The 25,466-nt window shown below is 71.1% G+C and carries 21 protein-coding genes and 1 pseudogene; 6 read left to right on the plus strand and 16 right to left on the minus strand.

Translation table 11 applies throughout. The features are described from left to right. Positions 1-56 precede the first annotated feature (56 nt). From F0P95_RS02335 to F0P95_RS02370, 8 genes are read right to left on the minus strand one after another with little or no spacing between them, the layout of a single operon-like run. Positions 57-1,493: a cryptochrome/photolyase family protein gene (locus tag F0P95_RS02335; protein WP_182335544.1), complete on the minus strand. Its 1,437-nt coding sequence runs from the start codon at positions 1,491-1,493 to the stop codon at positions 57-59. A 2-nt stretch (positions 1,494-1,495) separates the two neighbouring features. After that, positions 1,496-2,080: a 1-acyl-sn-glycerol-3-phosphate acyltransferase gene (locus F0P95_RS02340; protein WP_232528991.1), complete on the minus strand. Its 585-nt coding sequence runs from the start codon at positions 2,078-2,080 to the stop codon at positions 1,496-1,498. A 36-nt stretch (positions 2,081-2,116) separates the two neighbouring features. Continuing rightward, the gene (gene arfB / locus F0P95_RS02345; RefSeq protein WP_054668193.1) at positions 2,117-2,548 is read right to left on the minus strand and encodes an alternative ribosome rescue aminoacyl-tRNA hydrolase ArfB; all 432 of its coding nucleotides are present in this window, start codon (positions 2,546-2,548) and stop codon (positions 2,117-2,119) included. A 34-nt stretch (positions 2,549-2,582) separates the two neighbouring features. Further along, complete coding sequence (locus tag F0P95_RS02350) at positions 2,583-3,527, minus strand: hypothetical protein (RefSeq protein WP_182335546.1); 945 nt, start codon at positions 3,525-3,527, stop codon at positions 2,583-2,585. Then, positions 3,524-5,902 (minus strand): LTA synthase family protein, encoded by a 2,379-nt coding sequence (locus F0P95_RS02355; protein ID WP_182335547.1) that lies wholly within the window; start codon positions 5,900-5,902, stop codon positions 3,524-3,526. Before F0P95_RS02355 ends, F0P95_RS02350 begins: the two co-directional genes overlap by 4 nt. 13 nt (positions 5,903-5,915) lie before the next feature. After that, complete coding sequence (locus F0P95_RS02360) at positions 5,916-7,196, minus strand: YaiO family outer membrane beta-barrel protein (protein WP_182335548.1); 1,281 nt, start codon at positions 7,194-7,196, stop codon at positions 5,916-5,918. A gap of 17 nt (positions 7,197-7,213) precedes the next feature. Then, a complete protein-coding gene (locus F0P95_RS02365; RefSeq protein ID WP_198422016.1) occupies positions 7,214-8,740 on the minus strand; it encodes a glycosyltransferase family 2 protein in 1,527 nt (508 codons plus the stop codon). Continuing rightward, positions 8,737-9,798 (minus strand): HEAT repeat domain-containing protein, encoded by a 1,062-nt coding sequence (locus F0P95_RS02370; RefSeq protein WP_182335549.1) that lies wholly within the window; start codon positions 9,796-9,798, stop codon positions 8,737-8,739. Before F0P95_RS02370 ends, F0P95_RS02365 begins: the two co-directional genes overlap by 4 nt. A gap of 175 nt (positions 9,799-9,973) precedes the next feature. On the opposite strand from F0P95_RS02370, the gene F0P95_RS02375 reads away from it, so the two are divergent. Further along, a complete protein-coding gene (locus F0P95_RS02375) occupies positions 9,974-10,930 on the plus strand; it encodes a tetratricopeptide repeat protein (RefSeq protein WP_182335550.1) in 957 nt (318 codons plus the stop codon). A 67-nt stretch (positions 10,931-10,997) separates the two neighbouring features. Continuing rightward, on the plus strand, positions 10,998-11,387 hold the full coding sequence (locus F0P95_RS02380; RefSeq protein WP_182335551.1) for an MAPEG family protein: 390 nt from the start codon (positions 10,998-11,000) through the stop codon (positions 11,385-11,387). A gap of 67 nt (positions 11,388-11,454) precedes the next feature. Here the strand turns inward: F0P95_RS02380 and F0P95_RS02385 are convergent, their stop codons facing one another. After that, on the minus strand, positions 11,455-13,251 hold the full coding sequence (locus F0P95_RS02385; protein WP_198422017.1) for a tetratricopeptide repeat protein: 1,797 nt from the start codon (positions 13,249-13,251) through the stop codon (positions 11,455-11,457). A 211-nt stretch (positions 13,252-13,462) separates the two neighbouring features. On the opposite strand from F0P95_RS02385, the gene F0P95_RS02390 reads away from it, so the two are divergent. Continuing rightward, the gene (locus tag F0P95_RS02390) at positions 13,463-15,475 is read left to right on the plus strand and encodes a winged helix-turn-helix domain-containing protein (RefSeq protein ID WP_182335552.1); all 2,013 of its coding nucleotides are present in this window, start codon (positions 13,463-13,465) and stop codon (positions 15,473-15,475) included. Positions 15,476-15,499: 24 nt separating this feature from the next. Here F0P95_RS02390 and F0P95_RS02395 read toward each other — a convergent pair whose 3' ends face one another. From F0P95_RS02395 to F0P95_RS02410, 4 genes and pseudogenes are all read right to left on the minus strand, one after another. Further along, a complete protein-coding gene (locus F0P95_RS02395; protein ID WP_182335553.1) occupies positions 15,500-16,264 on the minus strand; it encodes a pseudouridine synthase in 765 nt (254 codons plus the stop codon). Between the two features lie 94 nt (positions 16,265-16,358). After that, a pseudogene (locus F0P95_RS02400) lies at positions 16,359-17,034 on the minus strand (Qnr family pentapeptide repeat protein). Further along, positions 17,031-18,698 (minus strand): ubiquinone biosynthesis regulatory protein kinase UbiB, encoded by a 1,668-nt coding sequence (gene ubiB / locus F0P95_RS02405; RefSeq protein WP_182335554.1) that lies wholly within the window; start codon positions 18,696-18,698, stop codon positions 17,031-17,033. The pseudogene F0P95_RS02400 and the gene ubiB overlap by 4 nt, the downstream one beginning before the upstream one ends. Next, positions 18,695-19,342 (minus strand): ubiquinone biosynthesis accessory factor UbiJ, encoded by a 648-nt coding sequence (locus F0P95_RS02410; RefSeq protein WP_182335555.1) that lies wholly within the window; start codon positions 19,340-19,342, stop codon positions 18,695-18,697. Before F0P95_RS02410 ends, ubiB begins: the two co-directional genes overlap by 4 nt. 169 nt (positions 19,343-19,511) lie before the next feature. Between F0P95_RS02410 and ddlA the strand changes: the two genes are divergently transcribed. Beyond that, the gene (gene ddlA, locus F0P95_RS02415; protein WP_182335556.1) at positions 19,512-20,615 is read left to right on the plus strand and encodes a D-alanine--D-alanine ligase; all 1,104 of its coding nucleotides are present in this window, start codon (positions 19,512-19,514) and stop codon (positions 20,613-20,615) included. Between the two features lie 62 nt (positions 20,616-20,677). Continuing rightward, on the plus strand, positions 20,678-21,889 hold the full coding sequence (locus F0P95_RS02420) for an MFS transporter (protein WP_182335557.1): 1,212 nt from the start codon (positions 20,678-20,680) through the stop codon (positions 21,887-21,889). Positions 21,890-21,919: 30 nt separating this feature from the next. Here the strand turns inward: F0P95_RS02420 and F0P95_RS02425 are convergent, their stop codons facing one another. The 3 genes from F0P95_RS02425 to oleC all read right to left on the minus strand — a co-directional run bounded on the left by F0P95_RS02425 (position 21,920) and on the right by oleC (position 24,825). Further along, the gene (locus tag F0P95_RS02425) at positions 21,920-22,075 is read right to left on the minus strand and encodes a DUF1328 domain-containing protein (protein ID WP_082394334.1); all 156 of its coding nucleotides are present in this window, start codon (positions 22,073-22,075) and stop codon (positions 21,920-21,922) included. Between the two features lie 102 nt (positions 22,076-22,177). Continuing rightward, positions 22,178-23,176 carry a 2-alkyl-3-oxoalkanoate reductase gene (gene oleD, locus F0P95_RS02430; protein WP_182335558.1) on the minus strand — a complete coding sequence of 333 codons (999 nt, stop codon included), beginning with the start codon at positions 23,174-23,176 and terminating at the stop codon, positions 22,178-22,180. Next, positions 23,173-24,825 (minus strand): olefin beta-lactone synthetase, encoded by a 1,653-nt coding sequence (gene oleC, locus F0P95_RS02435; RefSeq protein WP_182335559.1) that lies wholly within the window; start codon positions 24,823-24,825, stop codon positions 23,173-23,175. Before oleC ends, oleD begins: the two co-directional genes overlap by 4 nt. Positions 24,826-24,927: 102 nt before the next feature. On the opposite strand from oleC, the gene F0P95_RS02440 reads away from it, so the two are divergent. After that, complete coding sequence (locus tag F0P95_RS02440; protein WP_182335560.1) at positions 24,928-25,356, plus strand: YkgJ family cysteine cluster protein; 429 nt, start codon at positions 24,928-24,930, stop codon at positions 25,354-25,356. Positions 25,357-25,466 lie beyond the last annotated feature (110 nt).

Consider the following 25,466-nt stretch of genomic DNA (forward strand, 5'->3'; position numbering starts at 1 on the left):
CCGCACGCTGGCATGTGCCGGTGGTGGCGCCTGGGTGTGCGGCGGCTGTCGCCTGCTCAGCCGGCGCGCCCGCCGCGCAGCGCGGCGAACGCGGCCAGCGCCGCGGCCCGGCCCGCGGCCAGGTCCACCTGCGGCCGCGCCGGATAGCCCGGCGCGACCCGCCGGGCCAGCTCCGGGTGCTCCCAGGGCGCGAAACGCGCCGGCAACGGCAGCCGCGCCAGTTCCGGCACCCAACGCGCGACATAGGCGCCCTCCGGGTCGAACCGGCGCGCCTGGCTGACCGGGTTGAACACGCGGAAATACGGTGCCGCGTCGGCGCCGGTGCCGGCGGTCCACTGCCAGCCCTGGGTGTTGTTGGCCAGGTTGGCATCCAGCAGGGTGTCCCAGAACCAGCGCGCACCGTGCAACCAGTGCTGGCGCAGGTGCTTGGTCAGCCAGCTGGCCACCACCATGCGCACGCGGTTGTGCATCCAGCCGGTATGCCACAACTCGCGCATGCCGGCATCGACGATCGGCACCCCGGTGCGCCCGCGCCGCCACGCCTCCAGCCGCGGCTCGTCGGCCGCCGCCCACGGGAAGTCGTCGAAGCGCGGGTCGAGGTTGTGGTCGGGTACCCGCGGATAGTGGTGCAGCACGTGGTGGGCGAACTCGCGCCAGCCCAGTTCGGCGAGGAAGCGGTCGCGGTCGGGCTCGGCGATGGCGTCGCCGGCGGCCAGCACCGCCGCGGCGACGCGCCGCACCGACAGCTCGCCGTGGTGCAGGTGCGGCGACAGCCGCGAGGTGCCGGCTTCGGCGGCGAAGTCGCGGCCCTGCGCGTAGCCATGCACGGCGCCGTCGAGGAAGGCCTGCATCGCCGCGCGGGCACCGTCCTCGCCGGGCGTGAAGTGCGGCCAGAAACCCCCGTCCCAGGCCGGGGACGGTGCCGGCAGCAGGTCGTCCAGGCGCTCGCCCGCGGGCAGGTCGAGCGCGTCCAGCGCGGGCAGCCGTGCCGGCGCATCCCAGGTCGAAAGGGTCCGCCAGTGCGCACGCGCCGATTTCCAGAACGGCGTGAACACGCGGTACGGGTCGCCCTGCCGGGTCGCCAGTTCCCATGGCTCGAACAGCAGTGCGCCGTTGAAGCTCTCCGCGTGCAGGCCGGCCTGGCGCAGGCTGCGCTTGATGTGCGCGTCGCGCTGTTCGACCGCCGGCTCGTAGCGGCGGGTCCACAGCACCGCCCCGGCGCCGGTGCGCGCGGCCAGCGCCTGCAGCGTGGCGAGCGTCGGCCCGCGCGCCAGCAGCAGCCGCGAACCGCGCCGCTGCAGCGCTTCGGCAAGCGCCGCCAGGGCACGCCGGCGCCACGCACGCGACGCCGCGCCCGGTGCCCAGTCGCCTTCCTCTTCCGGGGCGTGGATGTAGACCGGCAGCGGCCGCAGGCCGCGGTCCAGCGCCGCGCGCAGGGCCGGGTGGTCATCCAGGCGCAGATCGTCGCGCAGCCAGACCAGTGCGACGCCCATGGCTACACCGTGCCGCGGTTGCGGCCGATCCACGGCCGGTACCAGCGGCGCACCGCCGCCATGTCCGCGGCATCATCGCCGCTGGTGTGGAACGGCGCGCCGAAGCCGATGACCTTGTCCGGGTAGTGGAAATAGGCCGGCACGATCGGCACCTGCGCCATGCGCGCGATGCGGATGAAGCCGCTCTTCCATTCCTTCACCGGCTTGCGCGTGCCTTCCGGCGCCAGCGCGAACCAGATGCGTTCGCTGCCCTGGATCATCGCCACCGCCTGTCCCACCGTGCCCTGCGGCGAACTGCGGTCCAGCGGCACCACGCCCAGCCGCCGCAGCACCGCGCCCAGCGGCCACCAGAACAGCTTGTCCTTGCCGAGGATGCGCGCCTCGATGCCCAGCGCCATCTTCGCCGCCAGCCCCCACAGGCCGTCCCAGTTGGACGAATGCGGCGCGGCGATGACCACTGCCCTGCCCAGGTCGGGAATCGGCCCGACCACGCGCCAGCCGCCCAGGCGCAGGACCGTGCGCCCCAGCCAGCGGACGAAACCGCTGCCGCGAACGTGCGGCACGTTCGCGGGAACGGGCGGAACCACCGGCCCCCGGGCCGGCGAAGCGGTGTTGTCCAAGCGTTACTCCCAGTTGCGTTGCGAGCGGCCGCGCTTGACCTGCGCGCGCTCCTTCTTCTGTTCCAGCCGGCGCATCCTGGAGCCGTGGGTGGGTTTGGTCGCGACCCGGGCCTTGGGCACCACCATCCCGGCACGGATGAAGTCGGCCAGGCGCTCGCGCGCGTCGGCGCGGTTGCGCTCCTGGGTGCGGAAGCGCTGCGCGTCGATCACCAGCACGCCGCCGTCGGTGAGGCGCCGGTCGCGCTGCGCCAGCAGGCGCGCGCGCAGCGGCTCCGGCAGCGACGGCGAACCGGCCACGTCGAAACGCAGCTCGACCGCGCTGGACACCTTGTTCACGTTCTGCCCGCCGGCGCCGCTGGCGCGCACGAAACGCTCGACGATCTCCGCTTCCGGAATCGCCAGCCGCGCCGAGACATGGAGGGCTTCACTGACCATCGGCGCATTGTAAGCGCGCCGACCGCCGCCCCGGCTACAGCTCCGGCCAGTCGCGGGCGGCCCAGCGCCGGTAGGCGCGGTAGTGGTGGATGGCGAAACCGGCGAACGACGGCTCCGCGCGCAGCGCCTGCTCGACCTTGCGCACCTCGCGCTCGAACACCTTCGGGCCTTCCTCGTGGAAGGTGACCTTGTTGATGTCGTTGGAGGACACCTCCAGCCCGATTACCACCTTCTTGCCGACGCGGTTGGCGTAGGCGATCTCCTCGGCGGCATGCGAGAGGATGCTGTCGCGGCCCTCGGCCCGGTCGCGGTAGTCCATCAGCGCGACGTAGTCGTAGGTGTCGATGGCGTGCTCGCTGACCGGGCGCACCCTGCCCTTCCATTCCAGGGTGATGCCGTCCAGCCAGAACGGGATGGCCGGCCCCACCTGCAGGTCCGCGCCGGCCGCGCGCTTGATCCGCATCAGCGCATCGCTCATGTCCAGGAAGCCGACCAGCAGGCGCTCGCGCGTCTGGTCGTTCCACTCGTCGAGGATGTGCGGCTCGATATCGAGGTTGACGCCGTCGAAGCGCGCCGCCGCCGGTGCCGCGGCGTTGTACTCCACCACCCGCCGGAACATCGCCTCGGCCTCGGCGCGGTACGCCGGCAGCACGTAGTTCTCGGTGTTGAGATAGGCCGAGCCCAGCAGCGCGTATACCTTCATGCGCTGCCCGTGCAGGCGCTCGATGAAGGCCCGGTACAGCTGCGGCCGGTCGACGATCAGGTTGCGGCCGCGGTACGCGTCGGCATACAGGTACACCGTGTCGATGTGCTGCGACTTCAGGTAGGCCACCGCCTCATCGGCCACGGCCGGATCCTCGACCATCGCGTAGGACTCCGCCTCCCAGGTCCAGATGGCGCGGCTGGCGCCGGCAGATGCCGCCAGCGGCAGGACGCACAGAACCAACAGCAGGCCCAGGCTCATGCGCAGGCGTGTCATGGCGAGGTTCCTGTTGCGTTGACGGCATCCACCGGCAGGCGGTAGCGCCCCTGCCCGATGGCCTTGCCGGTGTCAGGGTCGGACGGAAACACGGAAACGTAGCAGCGCTCGTTGCAGGCGCCGGGCCGCGGCAGCTGCAGTTCCACCTGCTGCCGCCCGCGCGCCGGCAGTTCCAGCGCCTGGCCGTACACCTCCTGCAGTTCGCTGCCGTCGGCGGCGGTCAGCACCGCCAGCGGCACGAACTTGCGGCTGGGCGCACCGTCGCCATTGCCGAACACCATCGACAGGCGCAGGCCGCTGCCCGCGGGCACCACCTGCGCCGACTCCATGGAAAGCCCGGCCATGGCCGGGCCCGCCGGCGCATGCACCTGCACCTGCGGCGCGGCCTGGTAGGCCACCAGCGCCGGCCTGGCCGCGTCCGGGTCCAGCGCCTGCTGCTGCATGAAGATCGCATTGGCCTGCGTGTAGCGCTGCAGGCGCGCATTGGCCCACGCCAGCAGCGCCGCATCGTCGACTTCGGCCAGGTGCATGCCTTCCTGCAGCTGGTAGAGCTTTCCGTCGTGCAGCCACCAGCGTTCGGCCAGGTACTCCGGGTCGCTGGTCTTGGTCTGCTTCAACGGCAGCGCGTGGATGTTGCGGAACGTGTCGGCCATGTCCAGGCCGGTACCGAGCCACGGCGTCCGTGCCGGCCGCTTCAGCCCGTAGGTGTTCGACAGCAGGGCCAGCAGCGAGGGCGTGACATCCAGCTGCGACGACACGGCACGGATGCGCGCGGCGCGCTTGAGCAGCGGCGAGAAGATGATCAGCGGCACGTGGTAGCGGTCGACGTGCTCGCCCATCGGGATCTCCGGCAGGCGATGGTCACCGGTGATGACGAACACGGTATTGGCGTACCACGGCGTCCTGGCCACCGCGTCGAAGTAGCGACGCAGCTGGTCGTCGGTGTAGAGGATGCTGCTGTAGACGTCCGCCTGCGCCTGGTAGGACGGCAGCTGCGCCTCGGGAATCCGCAGTTGGCCCAGGCGCTGGGCGAACTGCGCAAGGTAGGCGTCCTGCCCGGGGAAGCGGTAGCTGGTGTGCATGGAAATGGTCTGGATCGCCAGCAGGAACGGCGGCTGCAGGCGACCGCTGTCGGCCAGTACCCGCGACACCAGTTCCCTGTCGGGATAGCCCCAGGTGCTGAACGGGTTGCGCTGGTAGCCGGGACCGAAGCTGTTCATGTCCACCAGCATCTGCACCTGTTGCAGGCGCATGTAGCCGCCCTCGTTGTCGAAGCCGGTATCGGTGCCGTTGTAGAAGGCGGTGTGGTACCCCTGCTGGCCGAGCACGCTGAACAGCCCCGGATGCGGCGGCATGCGCCCGCCCAGTGCGGTGAACCCCTGGTCGGCGAACGGCGCCGAGCCCAGCAGGCTGGGCAGCACGCCGAAGGTACGGCCCTGGTTGGCCAGGAAATTGTCGAAGTACAGGCTGCGGGTCGCCAGTTCGTCGAGGAACGGCGTGAAGCTGCCCAGCGAGGCCTCCGGCCCGGAGAACGAGCGCCCCAGCCCCTCGACCACGATGACCACCACGTTCGGCGGGCGGCCATCGGCGGTCGGCGAGAACCACGGGCCGAGCGCGTCCGGCGTGCGCTCGTCGTGCAGGAACGGGTAATGCGGATCCAGTGCCGGCTCGCCGGGGTCGGCCGGCGCCCCGCCGGTATCGGCCACCCCGGTCGCCGGCGCGTCGCCGCCCTGCCAGCGCCATACATCGGCGCCGAACCAGGCCAGCTTGTTGCTGGCCAGGCCGCGCGCCGATTCGTCCTTCAGGGTCGCGGCGCCGGCAGGCAACGGCACCAGCCAGGCCAGCAGCCCGATCACCAGCAGCAAGGTGGTCCACAGCACCGAGCCGCGCGCATCGCGCCGCACCCACCACCACAGGCCGGCCCACAGCACCAGCAGCGGCAGGCTCATCGCCAGCACGCTGCCGGCATCGAGCGGCGCGCCATCGCCCAGTGCAGTGCGTATCTCGGCCAGGCTGTAGCCGAACAGGTCGGCACCCAGCGGCACGCGCGCCACCTGGTAGTACTGGTCGAGCATGCCCTGCACGATGATCAGCAGCGACCATGGCACGGCCACGGCCACGGCGCGCAGCAATGGTCGCTTCAGCGCCAGCAGCGGCAGCGACAGCAGCAGCAGTACCGGTACCGCGCGCAGCAGCACCAGCAACGCCTGCGCCAGCGCGATGCCGGCGACCGTCCACTTCTCGCCGCCGCTCCACGCCATGCCGGCGCTGCCGCCGATCACGGCGCCGGCGACCAGCGCCGACTGCGCCAGCAGCAGGGCCCTGAAGCCGGAGGAGAACCGCCGGTACGCACTGCCCTGCTGTCCCATGCTCATCGCTGCGTCCCGTTTACCAGCGCGAATAGATCGACAACGACACCCGCTTCTCGGCGAAGCCGCCATCGTCGTCGGCATAGCCGGCACCGAGCTTGAGGCCCCAGTGCGGCGCGAAATAGTGCATCCACGCCACGCCGACCGCGGCGTTGCTGTTGCGCACCACGGTGCCGAAGCGGTCCATGTCGGTGCTGCGGCCGGTGCCGGCGTTCACTTCCCAGTAGTCGTCGGCGTCGCCGCGGTAGTAGTTGCGCAACAGCACCCGGTGGCTCCAGCTGCCCGACCCTGCCCCGGGGACGTGCTGCAGCTTGTAGCGGCCGTACCAGTTGCCGACGTAGCGGCCCACGCCCACGCCGTAGAACTCGGTGTCGCTGGAGAAACGCAGGTGATCGACGCTGGCCGACAGTTCCCAGCCGCTGCCCACGCCCTGGAACACCTCGGCGCGCCAGGCGTACTTCGGCAGCAGGCCCGACGATGGCCCCCGCTGGTAGCGCAGGTTGGCGTAGGCGCGCGTCCACAGCGGCGCGTAGCCGTCCAGGGCCCAGGCCGTGTCGCTGCGGCCGAAATGATCGGCGCGCAGCAGTTCCAGTCCCAGCGAGCCACGCTCGAAATAGCGGCGCAGCGTCAGGTTGGCATCGTTCCAGCTCTGCCGCCCGCCGCTGAAGCCGGTGTGGTCCCAGCCGAGGTTGGCGCCCCACTTGTAGCCGCCGGCGATCATCGCGTCGGGGTTGGCCGTGCGCGGCAACAGGCTCTGCCGCAGCGAATCGACCTCGGCCGGGTCCGCGCCCATCGCCAGGGCGGCATCGAAGTCGGCCCGCGCGGCGGCGGCCTGGCCGACATCGCGCTGCGCGCGGCCACGCGCGATCCGCGCCTGCGGGTCCTGCGGCGCCAGTTCCACCCAGTGCGAATAGGCGTCGACGGCCTGCTGAGGGCGGTCGCTCCAGCGGTACAGATCGCCCAGCGCCGACCATGCATCGGCGTAGCCGGGGCTGTTGCGCACCACCGCGCCCAGGTCCGCCTCGGCGGCCGCGTACTGGCCATCCCAGGCATAGGTGCGGCCACGTGCCAGCAGCAGGTCGCCGTTGTCCGGGTGCTCGGCCAGCAGCGCGGTATAGCGTTCGATCGCCTCGGCGCGCTGCCCGCCGGTGGCCAGGCCACGGATCTGCGCCATCTGCGCGGTCAGGCTGTCCGCCGCGCCGTCCTGCGCCAGCGCCGGCCCGGCCATGACGGCCAACGCCAGTGCCAGGCCCTGCGCCAGCAACCGGTGGGTGGATTGGAAACGCGATGACTCGGCCACGGGAGGATTCCTGTTGGTCACGGGAGGGGCCCGCCGCTGTCCGGGCGGAGGGGGGCTGCCGGCACCGCGGCCGGCGGCATGTCTTCTTCCGGCACCTGCTGCCAGGAGCCGTCGCGCTGGATACGGCCCCAGCCATGGCGCCGGCGCGGCCGCAGCAGCCAGTTGACGGTGCCGGCCAGGCGCCAGAGCGAATTGATCTGGCGGTAGCCGAAGTTCTCCAGCACCGCCACCACGAACAGCCGCAGCTGCTGCCGCGGGCGCGCGTACAGGCCGAAGGAGAGCTCCTCCAGCAGCATGGCGTTGACCGACAGCAGCACGCCCATGCCCACCGCCGCGACCAGGAACACCAGGAACACGTCCAGCGGCACCAGGCCGAGGATGGCCAGCGAGATCATCGCCACGTAGCCGATCACTTCGATCGCCGGCCCGAAGAACTCGAACAGCAGCATGAACGGGAATGCGATCCAGCCGACGACGCCGCCGCGGCGGTTGAACATCAGCGACAGGTTCGACCACAGGCTCTCGGCCAGGCCGTACTGCCAGCGCATGCGCTGGCTGCGCAGCGACTTCAGGTCGGTCGGTACCTCGGTCCAGCACACCGGGTCGGGCACGAACACGATGCGGTAGTCGCGGCGTTCCCTGCGCAGGCTGCTGTGCATGCGCACCACCAGGTCCATGTCCTCGCCCACCGTGTCGGCGCGGTAGCCGCCGATGGCGACCACGCGTTCCTTGTAGAACACGCCGAACGCGCCGGAGATGATCAGCAGCGCGTTCATCGGCGACCAGCCCACGCGCCCGAACAGGAACGCGCGCAGGTACTCGACCAGCTGGAAGCTGGGCAGCCAGTGGTCGGGCAGGCCGATTTTGGACAGCTGCCCGTCGCTGACGGTGCAGCCGTTGAGCACGCGCACCACGCCGCCGCTGGCCACCACCCGGCGGTCCTCCAGGAACGGCCGCACCACCCGCGACAGGCTTTCCGGCTGCAGGATGCTGTCGGCATCCATCACGCAGAACAGCGGATAGCGCGCGCAGTTGATGCCGGCGTTGATCGCATCGGCCTTGCCGCCGTTGGCCTTGTCCACCATGCGCACGCGCGGGTGGGTCGCCGAGGCGTAGACGCCCTTCACCGTCTCGGTCTTCAACCGCGCCCGGTAGGCCTCGGGCACCATCACCAGGCCGAACGCCGCGATCAGCGCCTCGCGGGTTCCGTCGGTGGAGCCGTCGTTGACCACCACGATCTCGTAGTCGGGGTAGCTGGTCTTGAGCAGCGAGCGCACCGAGGACACCACCGACTTCTCCTCGTTGTGCGCCGGCAGCAGCACGCTCACCGGCGGCTGGTACTCGCGCAGCGCCTCCGGCAGGTAGTTGGCGCGATGCTCGCGCATGTAGCGCACGATCTGGTACGCGGAGATGTAGTTCAGCGCCAGGTAGGCCAGGTTGATGGCCACGAAGTAGGCCATGAAGAACCATTGCAGCGAGATCATCAGGTGCACCCACGGCACCTGGTAGAAATGATCGAGGACCAGCTGCCAGTAGGTGTTCATGTCGTGATCCCCAGGCGGTGCTCGGACAGCACGTGGTCGATGATGTCGCGGCCATAGGCGTCGGCCAGCCGCTCCTTGATCTGCAACAGCGCCTGCGCGCCCATGCCCGGCAGCGCCAGCAGTGCCTGCGCGGTCCGGTAGCGCACCCACCAGACGCTGTCCGACAGCAGCGGTTCCAGCAGGCTGCGGTCGCCCGGATCGCCCATGCGGCCCAGCGCCGCGGCCGCATGCATGCGCACGTGCCAGCGTGGCGAATCGAGGAAGCGCCTGGCCCGTTCGCGGTCCTGCGGATCGTTGAGCAGCTGCAGGCACACCGAGATGACGTGGTCGTCCACCTGCGCGTCGAGCAGCTGCCGCACCACGCCGGCGGCCTGCCCGGGGGCGATGCGCGCCAGCAGGCGCACCAGCGTCGCGGCCGTGTCGGTGTTGGCGCGTAGCAGCACGCTGGACAACTCGCGCGCCGCGCTGCCGTCGTGGTTGTCGGTGAGGATCCGCGCCACGCTGCCCGGGAACCAGTCCTCGCGCGAGGCGATCATCGGCACGAACAGCGCCATCGCCCGTGGCGGGTCGATCTGCGCCAGCGCGCGCGCGGCGCACAGCGAAACGATCGGGCTCGGGTTTTCGAGGAAGGCGGACAGCTCGTCGAACAGCTGCGGGTCGCGCAGGTGGCCGAGGGCGATGATCGCCATCGCCCGGTCGTGGTAGCGTCCATCGAGTTGCCGGCGCGCGGCCTCGACCAGGCCGACCCGCTCGCCCAGCGCTGCCAGCCGGCGCGAATCGGTCTCCGGCAACGATTCATGGATCGTGTTCCACGCCTCGATGAAACCATGCGCCTGGTGCGCATCGAGCCTGCGCAACGGGGGGGACACGCCGGCCAGCTCCTGCTTCAGTACCTGCGTCCAGTGCTCGCGCTCGCGGAAATCCCGCCTTTCCCGCCGCAACGCGCGCATTCTCAGCAGCACGACTCCGGCCAGCAGCAGACAGGACATCGTGATGGTCAGCACCGCAACCCAGAATGCAATCACCACTACCGGCGAACCGTGCAAAAGACTGTCCATGTTCATCTCCCTGTCACTGAAGCGGCATCCATGTCCGCGTTGAAATATCTCTAAAGCTAATACCGGCAAAAATCCGCAAAGTTTTTGTGATTTGCGTCACAATAATCACACATGCTCACCAACGTGCAACTGCATCGGGAGTGGGAACATGAACAAAATGTTAAGAAACAGGTGGTTGGCCATCGGTGCATGCCTGGCGCTGCTCGGCGGCGCCGCCGGAGTCTGGGTGCTGCTGCATCCGGCCAGCTTCGTGGTGCAGCCGTGGCGGGCGCAGCAGTCGGTCACCGGCTCGCGCTTCGTGTTCGGTCCCTATCCGGTGGATGCGGACATGCACCGGCTCAAGGCCGAAGGCATCACCACCATCATCAGCCTGCTCAATCCGCAGCTGCCCTACGAGGCATCGCTGCTCGAGGACGAGAAGGAACGCGCCACGCGCCTGGGCATGCGGGTCCTCAATTTCCCGATGGGCAGCATCCTCGGGCAACGCTTCGGCGCCGACTACGAACGCAACTCGCGCGCCGCGGCCGATGCCGCCATCGCCAGCCCGGGCACGGTCTACATCCACTGCTATCTCGGCCTGCACCGCGCCGCCAGCGTGCGCGATTACCTGGAGCAGCATGCGGGCCAGGCCGCCACGCGCGAGTTCGACGGTTCGCTCGAACACGGCCGCAGCCCGCGCCAGCTCGCCAACGAACGCGCCCAGGGCCTGTACGAGCAGGACGACTACGCCGGCGCGCTGGACGAACTGGCTTCCGTGCAGCCGCTGGACTACGCCGCGTACGTGCTCACCGGCTGGGTCCAACTGCGTCGCGGCGACAACGTGCTGGCGCGCGATGCGTTCCGGCGGGCCACGCTGATGCCCGATCCCAAGGCCGACGCCTGGGGCGGGCTGGGCTTCGCGCTGCTGCGCCTGGACGACCTGGAAGGTGCGTCCACCGCGTTCGAGCAGGCACTCAGACTCTCGCCCGACGACAACGACGCGATGCAGGGCATGGCGCAGGTGCTCTACCGCCAGGACCGGACGCAACAGGCGCGTGCCCTGCTCGAGCGCCTGCACGCCGAAGCGCCGGACAATGCCGAGGTCAACGCGCTGCTGGAACGCCTGAAACAGCCGGCGGACGCGCCACGGTGAGCCGGCCGCGGGCCGGCGCGGCACGGCGGCATCGGCTAGGCTGCACCTTTTCCGGAAGGAGCAGCCCATGTCGACCGCTTACTGGTGTGTGTTGATCGCCGCGATCCTGCCTTACGTGTGGGTGGCCGTGGCCAAGATGCGGCCCGGCTACAACAACCGCAATCCGCGCGCCTGGGTCGCCAGGAGCGACAACTACCTCGTGCAGCGCGCCAATGCGGCGCACCTCAACGCGTTCGAGAATTTCGCGCCCTTCGCCGCCGGCGTGGTCCTGGCGCAGCTGGCCGGCGTGGACCCGGCGACGGTCAACCCGCTGGCCATCGCCTTCGTGGTGTTCCGCGTCCTGCATGGCGTGCTCTATGTCGGCGACAAGCCGTTGCTGCGCAGCCTTGCGTGGCTCGGCGGTTTCGCCTGCAGCGTGGCGCTGATCGTGCTGGCCGCCCAGGCCGCCGGCGGCTGATCCAGAAGCGCCGCCCCGGCCCCGCCACGATGCCGTGCGGCACGCAGCGGGCCGTACGGCCATCCCCTCACAACCGCGCGATGTCCGGCGCATCGCCGCCGAACCACGCGTTGTTGTACGCCTGCCGCGCGGCCTCCCCTGCCGCCGCGTCGCCCTTGCGCCGGTAGACTTCCACCAGCCCGGCCAGCGCCCAGCCGTTGCCGCGCGCGCGCAGCAGCGATTCGCGCAACACCCGCTCTGCGGCGTCGAGCCGGCCCTGCCGCAGGTAGACCGAACCCAGCGACTGGCGGATGGGGTAATACCAGTACGGCGGCTCCATGTAGGCGAGCGCGTCCTCCATCGCCACCGCCTGCTCGTAGGCCCGCGCCGCCGCCGGCAGGTCGCCGCGGGCATCGGCCAGGCGCGCGCGCGCCACCAGCCGTGCGGTCTGCACGATTTCCTTTCCGGGCATGTACCAGTCCAGGTAAGGCTGGAAATCGGCGGTGCGCTCGATCCCGGCGATGGCGTCTATCTCGCGCTGCGCGTCGTCGAAATCGTGCCGCGCGGCATGCGCCAGCGCGCGCGCGTAATGCGCCAGCGCCGCCACCAGCACCTGGTTCTCCGGCGGCGGCGGCAACGCCAGGATGTCGGCAGGCGCGCTGAACACGACGTGCGCGAGGTAGGGCGCGGCCTTGATCGGCTCGAGCAGCGGGTAGTCGGCGACGACCTCGTCGGCCAGCGCCGCGTCCAGCTTGTCCGCGGCGGCGATGGCGGTGGCTCCGTCGCCGCCCATCTGCGCGGACACCAGCACGAAATGGATGTTGTGCGGATAGTAGGCGGCCTTGTACAGCGGGTCGGACGGCGAGGTCGCGAAATAGGCATCGTCCACCGCCATCGCGCGCCGGTTGATTTCCATCGAATCCTTGAACAGGCCCACGCGGTAGTAGATGTGCGCCGGCATGTGCACGATGTGGCCGGCACCGGGCATCAACGCGGCCAGGCGCCGGGCATGGGGCAGGCCGCGTTCCGGCGTGGCCGATGCCTCGACCGCATGGAGGTAGAGATGGATCGCGCCGGGGTGGTCGGGATTGCGGGCCAGTACCGTCTCCAGCGCCGCCAGCATCTCGCCGGCGCGGCCCTTGGGCCGGGTTCCCGCCGCCTCCCAGTAGTCCCACGGCTGGGTATCCATGACCGATTCGGCGTAGAGCGCCTGCACCGTGTCGTCGTCCGCATGGCGGGCGGCCACCGCCCGCATGGCATCGGCGAAGGCTGCGTCCAGCGGCGCGCGCTCGGCCGCCGGGTCGGCCGAATAGCGCTGGCGCAGCGCCGCGATCAGCGCGCGGTCCTTCTCCGGCGCGGCCGGCGCCAGCGCGTTCGCGCGGGACAGCGCCGCCCATGCCGGTGCCACCGCGGCCGGCAGCATCGGCGCATTGATGTTCGGCCCCAGCACGAACGCCTCGCCCCAGTACGCCATCGCCAGCGCCGGGTCTTCGCGCTGCGCGGCCTGGAACGCGCGTTGCGCCTCGGCATGGTTGAACGCGAACGCCCAGCGCAGCCCCTGGTCGAAATACGCCTGCGCCCGCGCATTGCGGGTGCCGACCTTCAGGCTCAGCCCGCCGAGGTTGTCGTACAGCGGCACCGCCCCCTCGGCCGCCTTCATCGGCAGCTGCGGGAAGGGCCGGGTTTCGGCGGTCTGCGCCAGCACCAGCGCGTCAAGCAGGGCCGGGCGACCCGCGGTGGACGCGCCGCAGATGGCGCCGCGTGGGTCGAGCACCGGGTCGTACGCCGACGGCGCACCGTGCGACCGTCCCAGCAGGCTGGCCGAACCGCAGGCACCGGCCAACCCGACGGACAGGAGGATGAGGCGGGACGAAGGCTTGTTCATGGCGGTTTCCTGGAAAGCGGCCGCAGGCCGGAACGACGCGCCTGCCACGGGTGCAGGACATGCCACCAGCCTGCCAGCGCCCAGCCCGTCGATCTTTAGGCCAGCCTTGGGCCAGCCTGAGGGTGGCGGGAATACGCGGTGGAGGTCGCCGCCGGCCGCCCGGCTTGCGGCCTATACTCGCCGCGACCGGGGCCACCCCGCCGGGAGCCGTATGTCGCAGCCTGCGCCGGACCACCTTGTCTTCGACGACCTGGTCATCGACTTCGCGGGCCGGCGCCTGTGGCGTGGCGGCGGCGAGCTGGCGCTGGAGCCCAAGGCCTTCGCGGTGCTGGCGCTGCTGGCCGCCTCGCCCAGCCGGGTGTTCACCCGCGACCAGATCCTGGACGCGGTCTGGGGCCACCGGCACGTCACCCCGGGCGTGCTGAACCGGATCATGAGCCTGCTGCGCCAGGCGCTGGGCGAGGACGCGCTGCACCCGCGCCTGCTGCATACGGTCTACGGCATCGGCTACCGCTTCGACCTGCCCGCCGGCGAAGCGCCGTCGGCGGCGCCCCGGGAACCATCCACCGATGCCGCGGCCCCGCCCGCGGCGGCGCGCGCGCCCCGGCCGCGCATCCGCTGGCTGGCCGCGATCGCCGCCACCGCGCTGCTGGCCGGTACCAGCCGCTGGCTGCCGCGCACCGACCCACCGGCCGCGCCGCCCGTGCCGACGGCGGCATCCACCCCCACCCCGCGGCCGTCGCTGGCGGTACTGCCGTTCGCCGACCTTTCCCGCGCGCGCGACCAGGCATACCTGGCCGACGGGCTGGCCGAGGAGATCCTCGACCAGTTGGCGCAGTCGCAGGCGCTGCGGGTGGTGGGACGCAGCTCGAGCTTCTCGTTCAGGGGCAGGAACGAGGATCCGCGCGCGATCGGCCGCGAGCTCGGTGTCGCCTACCTGCTGGAAGGCAGCGTGCGCCGCGAGGACCAGGCACTGCGGGTCACCGCGCAGCTGGTGCACGCCGCCGATGGCGCGCAGCTGTGGTCCAGGACCTATGCGCGTGAGCTGCGCGACGTGTTCGCGATGCAGCAGGAGATCGCGCGCGACGTCGCCCAGGCGCTGAGCGTGAAACTCGACGTGGCGGCATTCAACCGCGGCCAGGGCGGCACCACCCACGTGGAAGCCTACGAGCGCTACCTGCGCTGGCGCGGCATCGTCATGGAAGAACGGTTCGACTTCGCCCATGACCAGGAACGGCTGCAGCTGGCGCGCGAAATGGTGGCGCTGGACCCGCAGTGCACGCTGTGCCTGGAGGCGCTGGCCGCATCACTGGACGCTGTGGCGCACGAGATCGGCGCTCCCCAGGCCGCGCAGCTGCACGGCGAGGCACGGCAGCTGCGCGCACGTATCGCCGCGATCGCGCCGGACAGCGCGCTCGCCCGCCAGGAGCGCGCCAATGCGCTGTGGCGCCAGGGCCGCCATGCCGAGGCCATCGCCGTGGCCAGGCAGGTCGCCGATTCCGGGCCGCTGCTCAAGGAGCGGGTCTGGGACTACACCTTCATGCTCTACGCCATGGGCCACCTGGACGAAACCGTGGCGCTGGTCGAGCAGGTGCGCGCGGCCGAACCCAGGGCGCTGTTCCTTTCCCGCGACCTGCAGTACGACTACACCGCCGCGCGGCGCCCGGCCGATGCGGAGCTGGAATACCAGCGTGGCCGCCGGCTGCAGGGAAGCCAGCGGGAACCGGACTATGTCGCCTTCATCGGCCAGCTGGCCGGCAAGCGGCCGGGCGGGCCCGGGCACCTTGCCGAGCTGCACCGGCGACTGCTGCAGCCTGACCGGGGCACGCTGTTCGGCGCGCCGTTCTTCCGCGACCTCGGTGCGGTGCTGCACGACCGGGCGGCGATGCTGGCGCTGGTGCGCAGGGCGCTGGCGGACGAGGCCTACGGCGGCGGTGCCGGGGCGGCCTATGTGTGGACCAACGTGGCCGACGCGCTGGGCGACGCCGACCTGGCGGTGGCGGCGATGCGGCGCGACCTGGAAGCGCAGCCCGGATTCGCGACCGGCACGATGGCGCCGCAATCCTACGTCGCGCTGTGGAACGCGCCGTACTCCGGAGTGCGCGCGCACCCGGGCTTCAAGCGCCTGCTGGTGCAGGCCGGTGTCGTCGGCTACTGGCGGCAGACCGGCCGCTGGGGCGATGGCTGCCGCGCAACCGGCGCGGACGACTTCCAGTGCCGCTGAGGCGCTGCCTGGCCTGCACGCGGATCAGCCATGCCCGCGGTGCGGCACCGCGCCGGTCGGCACCTCTTCGTCCCACCCCAGCAGCGCGAATGCCTTGCGGAACTCCGCATCCAGCGGCGCGCTCACCTCGATGCGGCGCCCGTCGTGCGGGTGCGGGAACGACAGCCGCACCGCATGCAGCAGCATGCGGTGCACGCCGTGCATGCGGAACGTGCGGTTGTGGCGGCCGTCGCCATGGCTGGTGTCGCCGATCAGGTGATGGAACACGTGCTTGAGGTGGCGGCGGATCTGGCGGAACCGGCCGGTCTGCGGCTGGCACCGCAGCAGGGCGTAACGCGAGGTCGGGAAGCCGTTGGACGGCACCGGCAGTTCGCCGCTCAGCAGTTTCTGGAAGTGGGTGACGGCCGGCTTCTTCAGCGGCTTGCCCGGGCCGCCATCGAGGTCGTGGTCGACGCTGAAGGCCTCCTCCGCCGGCCAGCCGCGGCACACGGCCAGGTAGTCCTTGCCGACATCGCCGGCCATCAGCGCCTTGCCCAGCGCGCTGGCGGTTTCGCGGTCGAAGGCCAGCAGCAGGCAACCGCTGGTGGCGCGGTCCAGGCGATGGATCAGGAAGATCGGCCGGCCCAGCTGCTCGCGCAGGCGGTCGGCCAGGAAATCGTCCTCGCCGCGCGCCAGCTTGCTGTCGTGGACCATCAGCCCGGCCGGCTTGTCGACCACGGCCAGCCAGTCGTCGGCGTACAGCACCGGCAACGCCCGCGCGGGCATCGATATCGTGGTGTCGTGATCCATGGTTCGGCACACCTGCTCGGGCACGCCACGCGGCCCGTTTCGTGGATGCCCCGCGAGCGGCGGGGCGGTCGCTCCGGCCGCGCCGGGAACGGAGTCAGGCCTTCACCGGCCCGACCGTGATGCCCAGCTGCAACATCAGCTGGGCGACCTGCAGGGCATCGAACCGGACGCCTTCAAGGTCGACCACGCGCAGGTCCAGGTCGCCCAGTTCCGAGCCGCTCAGGTCGCAATGGGTGAAGTTGGCCGAACGCCAGTCCAGCGACGAGAAATCCCCGCCGGACATGTCCGAACCGCTGAAGCTCGCACCGGCCACGCTGGCGCCGGTCCAGCGGTTGTCCGGCAGTTCGCATTTTTTCCAGCGTCACGCCGGAAAAATCGGCATAGGCAAGATTGGACTGGCGGATCACCGCGCTGCAGAACCAGCTGCGCGCGGTGATCTGGTTCATGAAGCTGGCATTGGAAAAATCCGCGCCCTGCGCCCGGCATTCCACGATCTCCAGCCCGAGCGCCTTGGCGAAGGCGAAACCGCACATGCTCAGGTCGCACTGGCGGAAACGGGCTTCCTTGAGCTGGGCGCCGTTGAAGCGGCAACCGGCCTGGGTGTCCGCATCGTAGAAGACGCAATTCACGAATGTCGTGCCGGTCAGGTCGGCGCCGGAGAAATCGCAGTTGCGGAAATGCGTGTTGGCGACCGTGGCGCCGGTGAAGCGGTCCCTGCCGATCCGCTCGTTGCTGACGATGGCCGGCGCCGCGACGGCACCGGTGTTCATCGCCGCAGCCATGCCGAGGCCAGCGCCAGCGCGCCCACGCCGCCGCTGATCCACGACCACAGCGGCACCGTGGCCCACTGCGGGCCGCCGGCATGCAGGCCGTGCAGCAGCGCCGCCACCACCAGCAGCCCGGCACCGGCCACGGCGGTGACCACGCGCCGCTGCATGCGCTGCAGGGTCTGGTCGAGGTTGACGATGTCGCGCGAGCGCATCGACAGCTGGTGCTGGCCCTCGACCTGCTGGCGCAGCCAGGCATGCACCAGCACCGGCATGTCCGGGGTGCGGGTCATGATCTCCGGCAGCCGGCGGCGCAGTTCCCGCAGCGCGCGGCGTGGGCTGTAGCGCTCGCGCAGGATGCGCTCGAGTACCGGCCTGGCCACCGCCCAGATGTCGATCTGCGGATCGAGCTGGCGGCCCACGCCCTCGATGTTGAGCAGGGTCTTCTGCAGCAGGATCAGCTGCGGCTGCAGGGTCAGCTGGTAGCGCTGCGCGGTGCGGAACAGCTTGAGCAGCACTTCGGCCAGCGAGATCTGCGACAGCGGGCGGGTGAAGTACGGCTCGCACACCGCGCGCACCGCCGCCTCCAGGTCGTCGATGCGCACGCTGGCCGGCATCCAGCGCGCCTGCACGTGCAGTTCGGCGATGCGCCGGTAGTCGCGGTTGAAGATGGCCATGAAGTTCTCGGCCAGGTAGTACTGGTCCTCTTCCGAGAGCTGGCCCATGATGCCGAAATCGAGCGCGATGAAGCGCGGGTTGTCGCGCCGCGCCGGGTCGGTATCGACCCAGATGTTGCCGGCGTGCGCGTCGGCATGGAAGAAGTTGTCGCGGAACACCTGCGTGTAGAACACGCGCACGCCCTTGGCGGCCAGCGCGCTGCGATCGATCCCGGCCGCGTCCAGCGCGGCGATGTCGTCCGAGGGAATGCCCCAGACCCGCTCCAGGGTCAACGCGCGCTCGGCGGTGTGGCTCCAGATCACCTCGGGCACGTAGAGGTCGTCCGAGTCCTGCCAGAAGCGGCGCAGCACGCTGGCGTTGGCGCCCTCGCGCTGCAGGTCCAGCTCGGCGGCCAGGGTGGTCTCGATTTCCGCCACCACCTCGCGCGGACGGATCTTGTCCGCACGCGGATGGGTGCGCTCGACCAGCGCGGCCAGCGACCGGAGCAGGGCGATGTCGGCGTCGATCTGCCGCTCGATGTCCGGGCGCAGCACCTTGACCACCACCTGGCGGCCGCCGGGCAGCGTCGCCGCATGGACCTGCGCGATCGAGGCCGACGCCAGCGGCGCGGTGTCGAAGCTGGCGAACGCCTCGGCGACCGGCCGGCCCAGCGCCTGCTCGACGATCTGCCGCGCGCGCTCGCCGTCGAACGGCTGCACCCGGTCCTGCAGCAGGGTCAGCTCGACCGCCACGTCCGGCGGCACCAGGTCGCGGCGGGTGGACAGGATCTGCCCGAACTTGACGAAGATCGGCCCCAGCTCCTGCAGCGCCAGGCGCAGGCGCGCGCCGCGCGGCAGCGAGGCGATGTCGCCGCGGGCGCGCGGCACGAACGGCCTGGCGATGCGCAGCCAGCGTTCGGCCGGGGTGCCGTCGAACAGGTCGTCGAGCCGGTAACGCAGCATCACCCGGCCGATGCGGCTGGCGCGGAACATCGCGCGGGTCGTCCTCATGCCCGGCCCCCGCTGCGCAGCCTGGCCACGCGCGCGGCCAGGCGTTCGACGTCGTCGCGGACCGCATCGACGTCGTCGTGGAAAGCGTCCAGCTCGGCCCGCGGCACCACGTCGCGCGACTCCTCGGTCACGTATTCGGCCGCGGTCCGGGCCAGGTCGGCGGTGCTGCGGCGGGCCTGCGCCAGCGCCGCGCGCAGGGTCTGCGCCACCTGCACCCCCAGCACCTCGCCGAACACCGCCACGAACGGCTGCTGCCAGTCCGGATCGAAGCGCGTGGCCAGCTGCTGCAGGCGCCGCGCCAGTTCGGCGTCGCCGGACACCTTCACCCGTCCGGCCGGGGCCGCGCCCGGGCTGCGCCGCGCGTTGGCCAGGAACGGCAGCTGCGCCAGCACCCCGCCCAGGGTGCTGCGCACGGCCAGGTCCGGCTCCTGCGCGGTGTCCACCGGCCCGACCGTCAGGCGTTGCCCGGCCACCCCGATCTGCAGCGCCAGCGCGGGCGACTCCAGGGTCAGGGCGATGCGCTGGCCATCCAGCGGCACCAGTGCGGCGCGGGTGTCCGGATCCATCGCCAGCGCACGGTTGAGCGCCGTTTCCAGCGCGCGGCCGGCCAGCGGCTTGATGAACTTGAAGGGGGAAGCAGGCATGCGCGGCATTCTACCGAAGCGCGGAACCGGCAACGGCATTGCCGCGGGCACGGGCGCCGCAACGGCCGCGGCTGACGCCCGGCAAACCGGCGCCGGCGCCTGCCTGTTCCCCATTGCCGGCTTTCCCCCCATGCTATGCGCATCAATGCAAGCGCAGGAGCTACAGGCAATGGGCAAGACCCGGGTCGGCATCATCTTCGGCGGTCGTTCGGCCGAACACGAGGTCTCGCTGCAGTCGGCGAAGAACATCCTCGACGCGCTGGACAAGGAGCGCTTCGACGTCAGCCTGATCGGCATCGACAAACAGGGCCACTGGCACCTGAGCGACCCGCAGCAGTTCCTGCTCAACCCCGGCGACCCGGCGAAGATCGCGCTGAACCGCTCCGGCAACGCACTGGCGGTGCTGCCCGGCCGCGAACAGGCGCAGCTGGTACCCAGCGACCCGGCCACGGCGCTGGCGCAGATCGACGTGGTGTTCCCGATCGTGCACGGCACGCTGGGCGAGGATGGTTCGCTGCAGGGCCTGCTGCGCATGGCCAACCTGCCGTTCGTCGGCTCCGGGGTGCTCGGCTCGGCGGTGGCGATGGACAAGGACGTGGCCAAGCGCCTGCTGCGCGATGCCGGCCTGCCGGTGGCGCCGTTCGTGTGCTTCAGCCGCGCCACCGCGGCCAGCGCCGACTACGCGGCACTGGTCGCGCAGCTGGGCACGCCGCTGTTCGTCAAGCCGGCCAACCAGGGCTCGTCGGTGGGCGTGAGCAAGGTGCGCGATGCCGGTGAGTTCGCCCGGGCGATGGCGCTGGCGCTGTCCTTCGACCACAAGGTGCTGGTGGAATCGGCCATCGTCGGCCGCGAGATCGAGTGCGCGGTGCTGGGCAACGACCACCCCGAGGCCAGCGTCTGCGGCGAGGTGGTGGTGCACGACGACTTCTACGCCTACGACACCAAGTACATCAGCGCCAACGGCGCCGAGACGGTGATCCCGGCCGACATCCCGGCCGAGGCGCAGGAGCGCATCCGCGCCATCGCCATCCGCGCCTACCAGGCGCTGGACTGCGCCGGCATGGCCCGGGTGGACGTGTTCCTGACCCCGGCCGGCGAGGTGGTCATCAACGAGATCAACACCCTGCCCGGCTTCACCCGCATCAGCATGTATCCCAAGCTGTGGGGCGCCAGCGGCCTGGACTACACGGCGCTGATCACCCGCCTGGTGGAACTGGCGCTGGAGCGCCATGCCGCCGACAAGGCGCTGCGCAGCTCGATCACCGGCGCCTGATGATGGCCGCCCGCGCCGCCCGCCATCGCGCGCCGCGGGCCTGACCGGGAGCCGCTGCGCGCATGGCTGCCCGGCCCCCACGCCCATTGCCGCGCATCCCGGCCATGGTCTGGGCGCTGGGCCTGGTCAGCCTGCTCACCGACATCTCCTCGGAGATGATCCACAGCCTGCTGCCGATGTTCATGGTCGGCACGCTGGGCCTGACCGCCTTGGCGGTCGGCCTGATAGAAGGGCTGGCCGAGGCCACCGCGCTGGTCGTCAAGGTGTTCTCCGGCGTGCTCAGCGACTGGCTGGGCCGGCGCAAAGCGCTGGCAGTGCTGGGCTATGCGCTGGGCGCCTTCAGCAAACCGCTGTTCGCCCTCGCCCCCGGCGCCGGGCTCATCGTGGCCGCGCGCCTCACCGACCGGGTGGGCAAGGGCATCCGCGGCGCGCCGCGCGACGCCTTGATCGCCGACATCACCCCGGCCGCGATCCGCGGTGCCGCCTTCGGACTGCGGCAATCGCTCGACACCGTCGGCGCCTTCGTGGGGCCGTTGCTGGCCGTCGGGCTGATGCTGGCGTGGGCCAATGATTTCCGCGCGGTGTTCTGGGTGGCGGTGATTCCCGGGGTACTGGCCGTGGTGGTGCTGCTGCTGGGCGTGCGCGAACCGGCCCCGGGCAAAGCGGGGCGCCGCGGCAATCCGATCCGGCGCGACAATCTCCGCCGGTTGGACAGGACGTACTGGTGGGTGGTGGCGCTGGGCGCGGTCTTCACCCTGGCACGTTTCAGCGAAGCCTTCCTGGTACTGCGCGCGCAGCAGGTCGGCATCGCGGTGGCGCTGGTGCCACTGGTGATGGTGGCGATGAACCTGGTCTACGCCGCCAGCGCCTACCCGTTCGGCAGGCTCTCCGACCGCCTGAGCCATATCCACCTGCTGGGCGCGGGCCTGGCCGTGCTGATCGTGTCCGACGTGCTGCTGGCCACGGCGCGGCACTGGGGCATGGTGATCGCCGGCGTCGCGGTGTGGGGCATCCACATGGGCATGACCCAGGGGCTGTTGTCGGTGATGGTCGCCAACACCGCACCGCCCGACCTGCGCGGCACCGCCTATGGCATGTTCAACCTGGTCAGCGGCATCGCCCTGCTCGCGGCCAGCCTCATCGCCGGCGCGCTGTGGGATGCCTGGGGCCCGTCGGCGACTTTCTGGGCCGGCGGCCTGTTCGCGGCGCTGTGCCTTGCCGGCCTGCCCGTCATCGGCCGCGCCATGCCGCGGGAAACAGGCCCCACGCCTTGAGCGGGGGCCATTGCCGTGCGCCTGCGGCGGTCATCCCTTCCTGCGGAACAGCGAGATCACCGCCAGGATCAGAAACACCACGAACAGGATCCAGGCGATGTTGCTGGCGGCGCCGGCAATGCCGGAGAAGCCCAGCAGCGCGGCGATGATGGCGATGACGAAGAACACGACGGCGTAGTGGAGCATCAGCATCTCCCTTGTGTGAGAACCCGGGCACCATCCTCTGCAAACCGCGGTGGCGGCATGGTGATGGGGGCGTGATCGCCAGATGATGGGCGCCAGCGCGCCTCAGCCGGCCGCCCGTGCGCTGTCGCGCAGCCGGCGCAGGCCCTCCTCGATCGATACCCGCGGCACGTAACCGAAATCGCGCCGTGCCGGCTCCATCGAATACCAGTGCGGCGTGCACAGCTGCTCGGCGAGGAAGCGCGTCATCGGCGGCTCGCCACGCAGGCGCAGCAGCGGCCACAGCGTTTCGCAGACCGCACCGATGCGGTAGGCCGCCTTGAACGAGATCGACTTCTCCACCGCCGGTGCGCCCATGGCCGCGAGCAGCCGGTTGAGCAGCTCGCGCATCGGCAACGGCTCGCCGTTGGAAATGAAATAGGCCTTGCCGGCGCAGGCCGCGCCCGCCACCAGGTGGTCGAAGGCGTCGAAGTGCGCCTGCGCGGCGTTGTCGATGTAGGTGGTGTCGACCTTGTTCAGGCCGTCGCCGACCAGGCGCAGGCGCCCGGCGCGGGCGCGCTCGGCCAGGCGCGGCACCAGCTGGTTGTCGCCCGGCCCCCAGATCAGCCGCGGGCGCAGCGCCACGGTCGCCAGCTCCGGGCCATTGGCGGCCAGCACTTCCTGTTCGGCGATCGCCTTGGTGGCCGCATACGGCGCCTGGAAATCCTCGCCATAGGGCACCTCGTCCGCGCCCAGTCCTTCCACCGGATGGGTGGCGCGGTGGGTCACGCTGGGCGTGGAGGTGTACACCAGCCGGCCGATGCCGTGCGCGCGGCAGGCGTCGAGCACGTTGCGGGTGCCCACCACGTTGGCCTGGAAATAACTGTCGTAGCTGCCCCAGGCCCCGGCCTTGGCGGCGTTGTGGAACACCGCGTCCACGCCGGCGGCGGCATGGCGCACCGCATTGGCATCGGCCAGGTCGCCGCGGATCTGGCCCACGCCCAATGCAGCCAGCGCGGGGTAATGGCCGCGGTTGAAGCTGAGCACTTCATGGCCCCGCTCGACCAGTCCGCGGCACAGCGCCTGCCCGAGGAAACCGCCGCCACCGGTGACCAGGATCTTCATGCATGCTCCTTCAGTTGCGTGGCGGCCCAGGCGGCGAGTTTCTCGCGGCCGATCTTGGCGTTGTGGCGGATGTCGACAGGGAAGGCGGGGTGGCGCAGGTAGTGGCCGATGCCGGCCAGGTGCCGATGGCGTGCGGCCAGCGCGCGCAGCTGCGGCTCGACCGCCGCCGCATCGGTGCCGGGCAGCAGTTCGTAGCACAGCACCGGCACCTGCCTGCCGAACTCGCCGACGCCGACCAGCGCGGTGCGGCGCACGCCGGGTACGGTGTTGAACACCGGCTCGGCCTGTTCGGTGTACAGCGGCCCGGTGGCGGTTTCCACGCGCTGGGTCTTGCGCCCGCAGAACCACAGCCGGCCCTGGTCGTCGAACCAGCCGACATCGCCCATGCGGTGCACGATGCGCTCGCCGCCGTCACCCAGCGCCTCGCGGATCTTGGCCGCGGCGGTGGCCTGCGGGCGGTTGTAGTAGCTGTCGGTGGTGGTGGGGCCGGCGACGGTGATCTCGCCCACCTGCCCGGCGGGCAGTTCGCGTACGTCGCTCCAGTCGGGGGTCGGCGCGTCGTCGATGGCGATGATGCGCACCACGTTCGGCGCCACCACGCGGCCGACGCAGGTGCCGGCGCCGGCTTCGGTCGCCTCGCGGGTGTCCTCCAGCTCGCGGCCTTCGATCACCGCCACCGGCAGGCATTCGGTGGCGCCATACGGCGTCCAGAACTGCGCATGCGCGGGCAGCAGCCCGCGCATCTTCGCCACGATCTGCGGCGGCACCGGCGCGCCGGCGGAGGTCACCCGGGTCACCGTCGGCAGCGGCTGCCCGTGCTCGGCCAGCACCCGCATCAGCGCCGGCGAGCCGAACAGCTGGGTCACGCCGAAGCGGGCGATGGCGTCGTGCAGGCGGCGCGGGTCGGCGCTGCCCGGCCGGGTCGGGTCCATGTCCGGAATCACGCTGGTCAGCCCCAGCGCCGGGTCGAACAACGCGAACGGCGGGAAGGTCGGCAGGTCCACGCCGCCGGCCTCGATGCCGAAGGCGCTGCGCAGCAGTTCCACCTGGCCCAGGAAATGGCGGTGGCGGTAGACCACGCCCTTGGGCACGCCGGTGGAGCCGCTGGTGAACAGGATCGCGGCGACGTCGTCGGGCGCGGTGTCGGCCAGCTGGCTGCCGGCACCGGCGCCGGCTGCCTCGATCTTCGCCAGGGTGGTGCCACCCCAGCCCCAGCGGCTGCCGACCGTGACCAGCCGGGTGGCCGATTTCGCCCAGCCCAGCAGCAGCCGCGCCACGTGCGCCAGGCCGATGCCGACGAAGGCCTGCGGCTGCGCCTCGTCCAGGCACTGGCGCAGCGCGCGGCGGTCGATCCCGGGGTCGACCAGCACCGGCACCGCGCCGATCTTGAACAGGGCGAACATCAGCAGGAAGAACGCCGGTCCCGGGCGCACCATCACCACCGTGCGCACGCCACGGCCGATGCCATGGGCGGCCAGGCCGGCGGCGATGGCGTCGCTGCGGGCATCCAGTGTGCGGTAGTCCAGGGCCACGTCGTAGGCGGCCATGCCGCCGGCGCCGGGCCGGCCGGGGCAGCGGATGGCGATCTGGTCGGGCCGTTCGCGCGCCAGTTGCGGCAGGCGCGCGGCGATGTTGCACGGTTCGTTCATCTTCCTATTGTCGCCGCTGAAGAAAATTCTTGCGCGTGGCCCGGCCGCGTGGAAAATTTTCCACCTCCTCCCGCCCGCACCGCCGCCCGAAGGCCGGCCGCCATGCTCCATCCCTGCCTCACCTGCGGCGCCTGCTGCACCCAGTACCGCGTCGCCTTCCACTGGATGGAATCGGACGAGGTCACCGAAGGCGGCGTGCCGCACCAGCTGACCGAACGCCTGGATGCGCACCGGCTGTGCATGCGCGGCACCTATTCGGACCCGATCCGCTGCGTGGCGCTGGATTCGGAGATCGGCGTGTATTCGCGCTGCAGCATCCACCCCAACCGCCCCAGCGTGTGCCGCGAGGTCGATGCCTCGTGGGAATACGGCAAGGCCAGTTCGCAGTGCGACCGCGCGCGCATCGCCCATGGCATGGCGCCGCTGACCTTGGCCGACTGGCGCTGGCGCGACGACGCCGACAACGACGACCATCCGGACGACAGCGGCAACAGCCCGTCCTCGCCACCGAACACGCCTGTGGCGGCGTAAGCGCGGTCCGCGCCATGCCACCCCACGGTTTGCCGCGCAGATCGTGGGCCGCCGGCACATCGCTGCGCACGTCGCCCGCGCCTGTCGACACGCGTCCCTTTGATACAAGG

It is taken from the genome of Stenotrophomonas acidaminiphila (assembly GCF_014109845.1).
GTDB classification, from domain to species: Bacteria; Pseudomonadota; Gammaproteobacteria; order Xanthomonadales; family Xanthomonadaceae; genus Stenotrophomonas; species Stenotrophomonas acidaminiphila.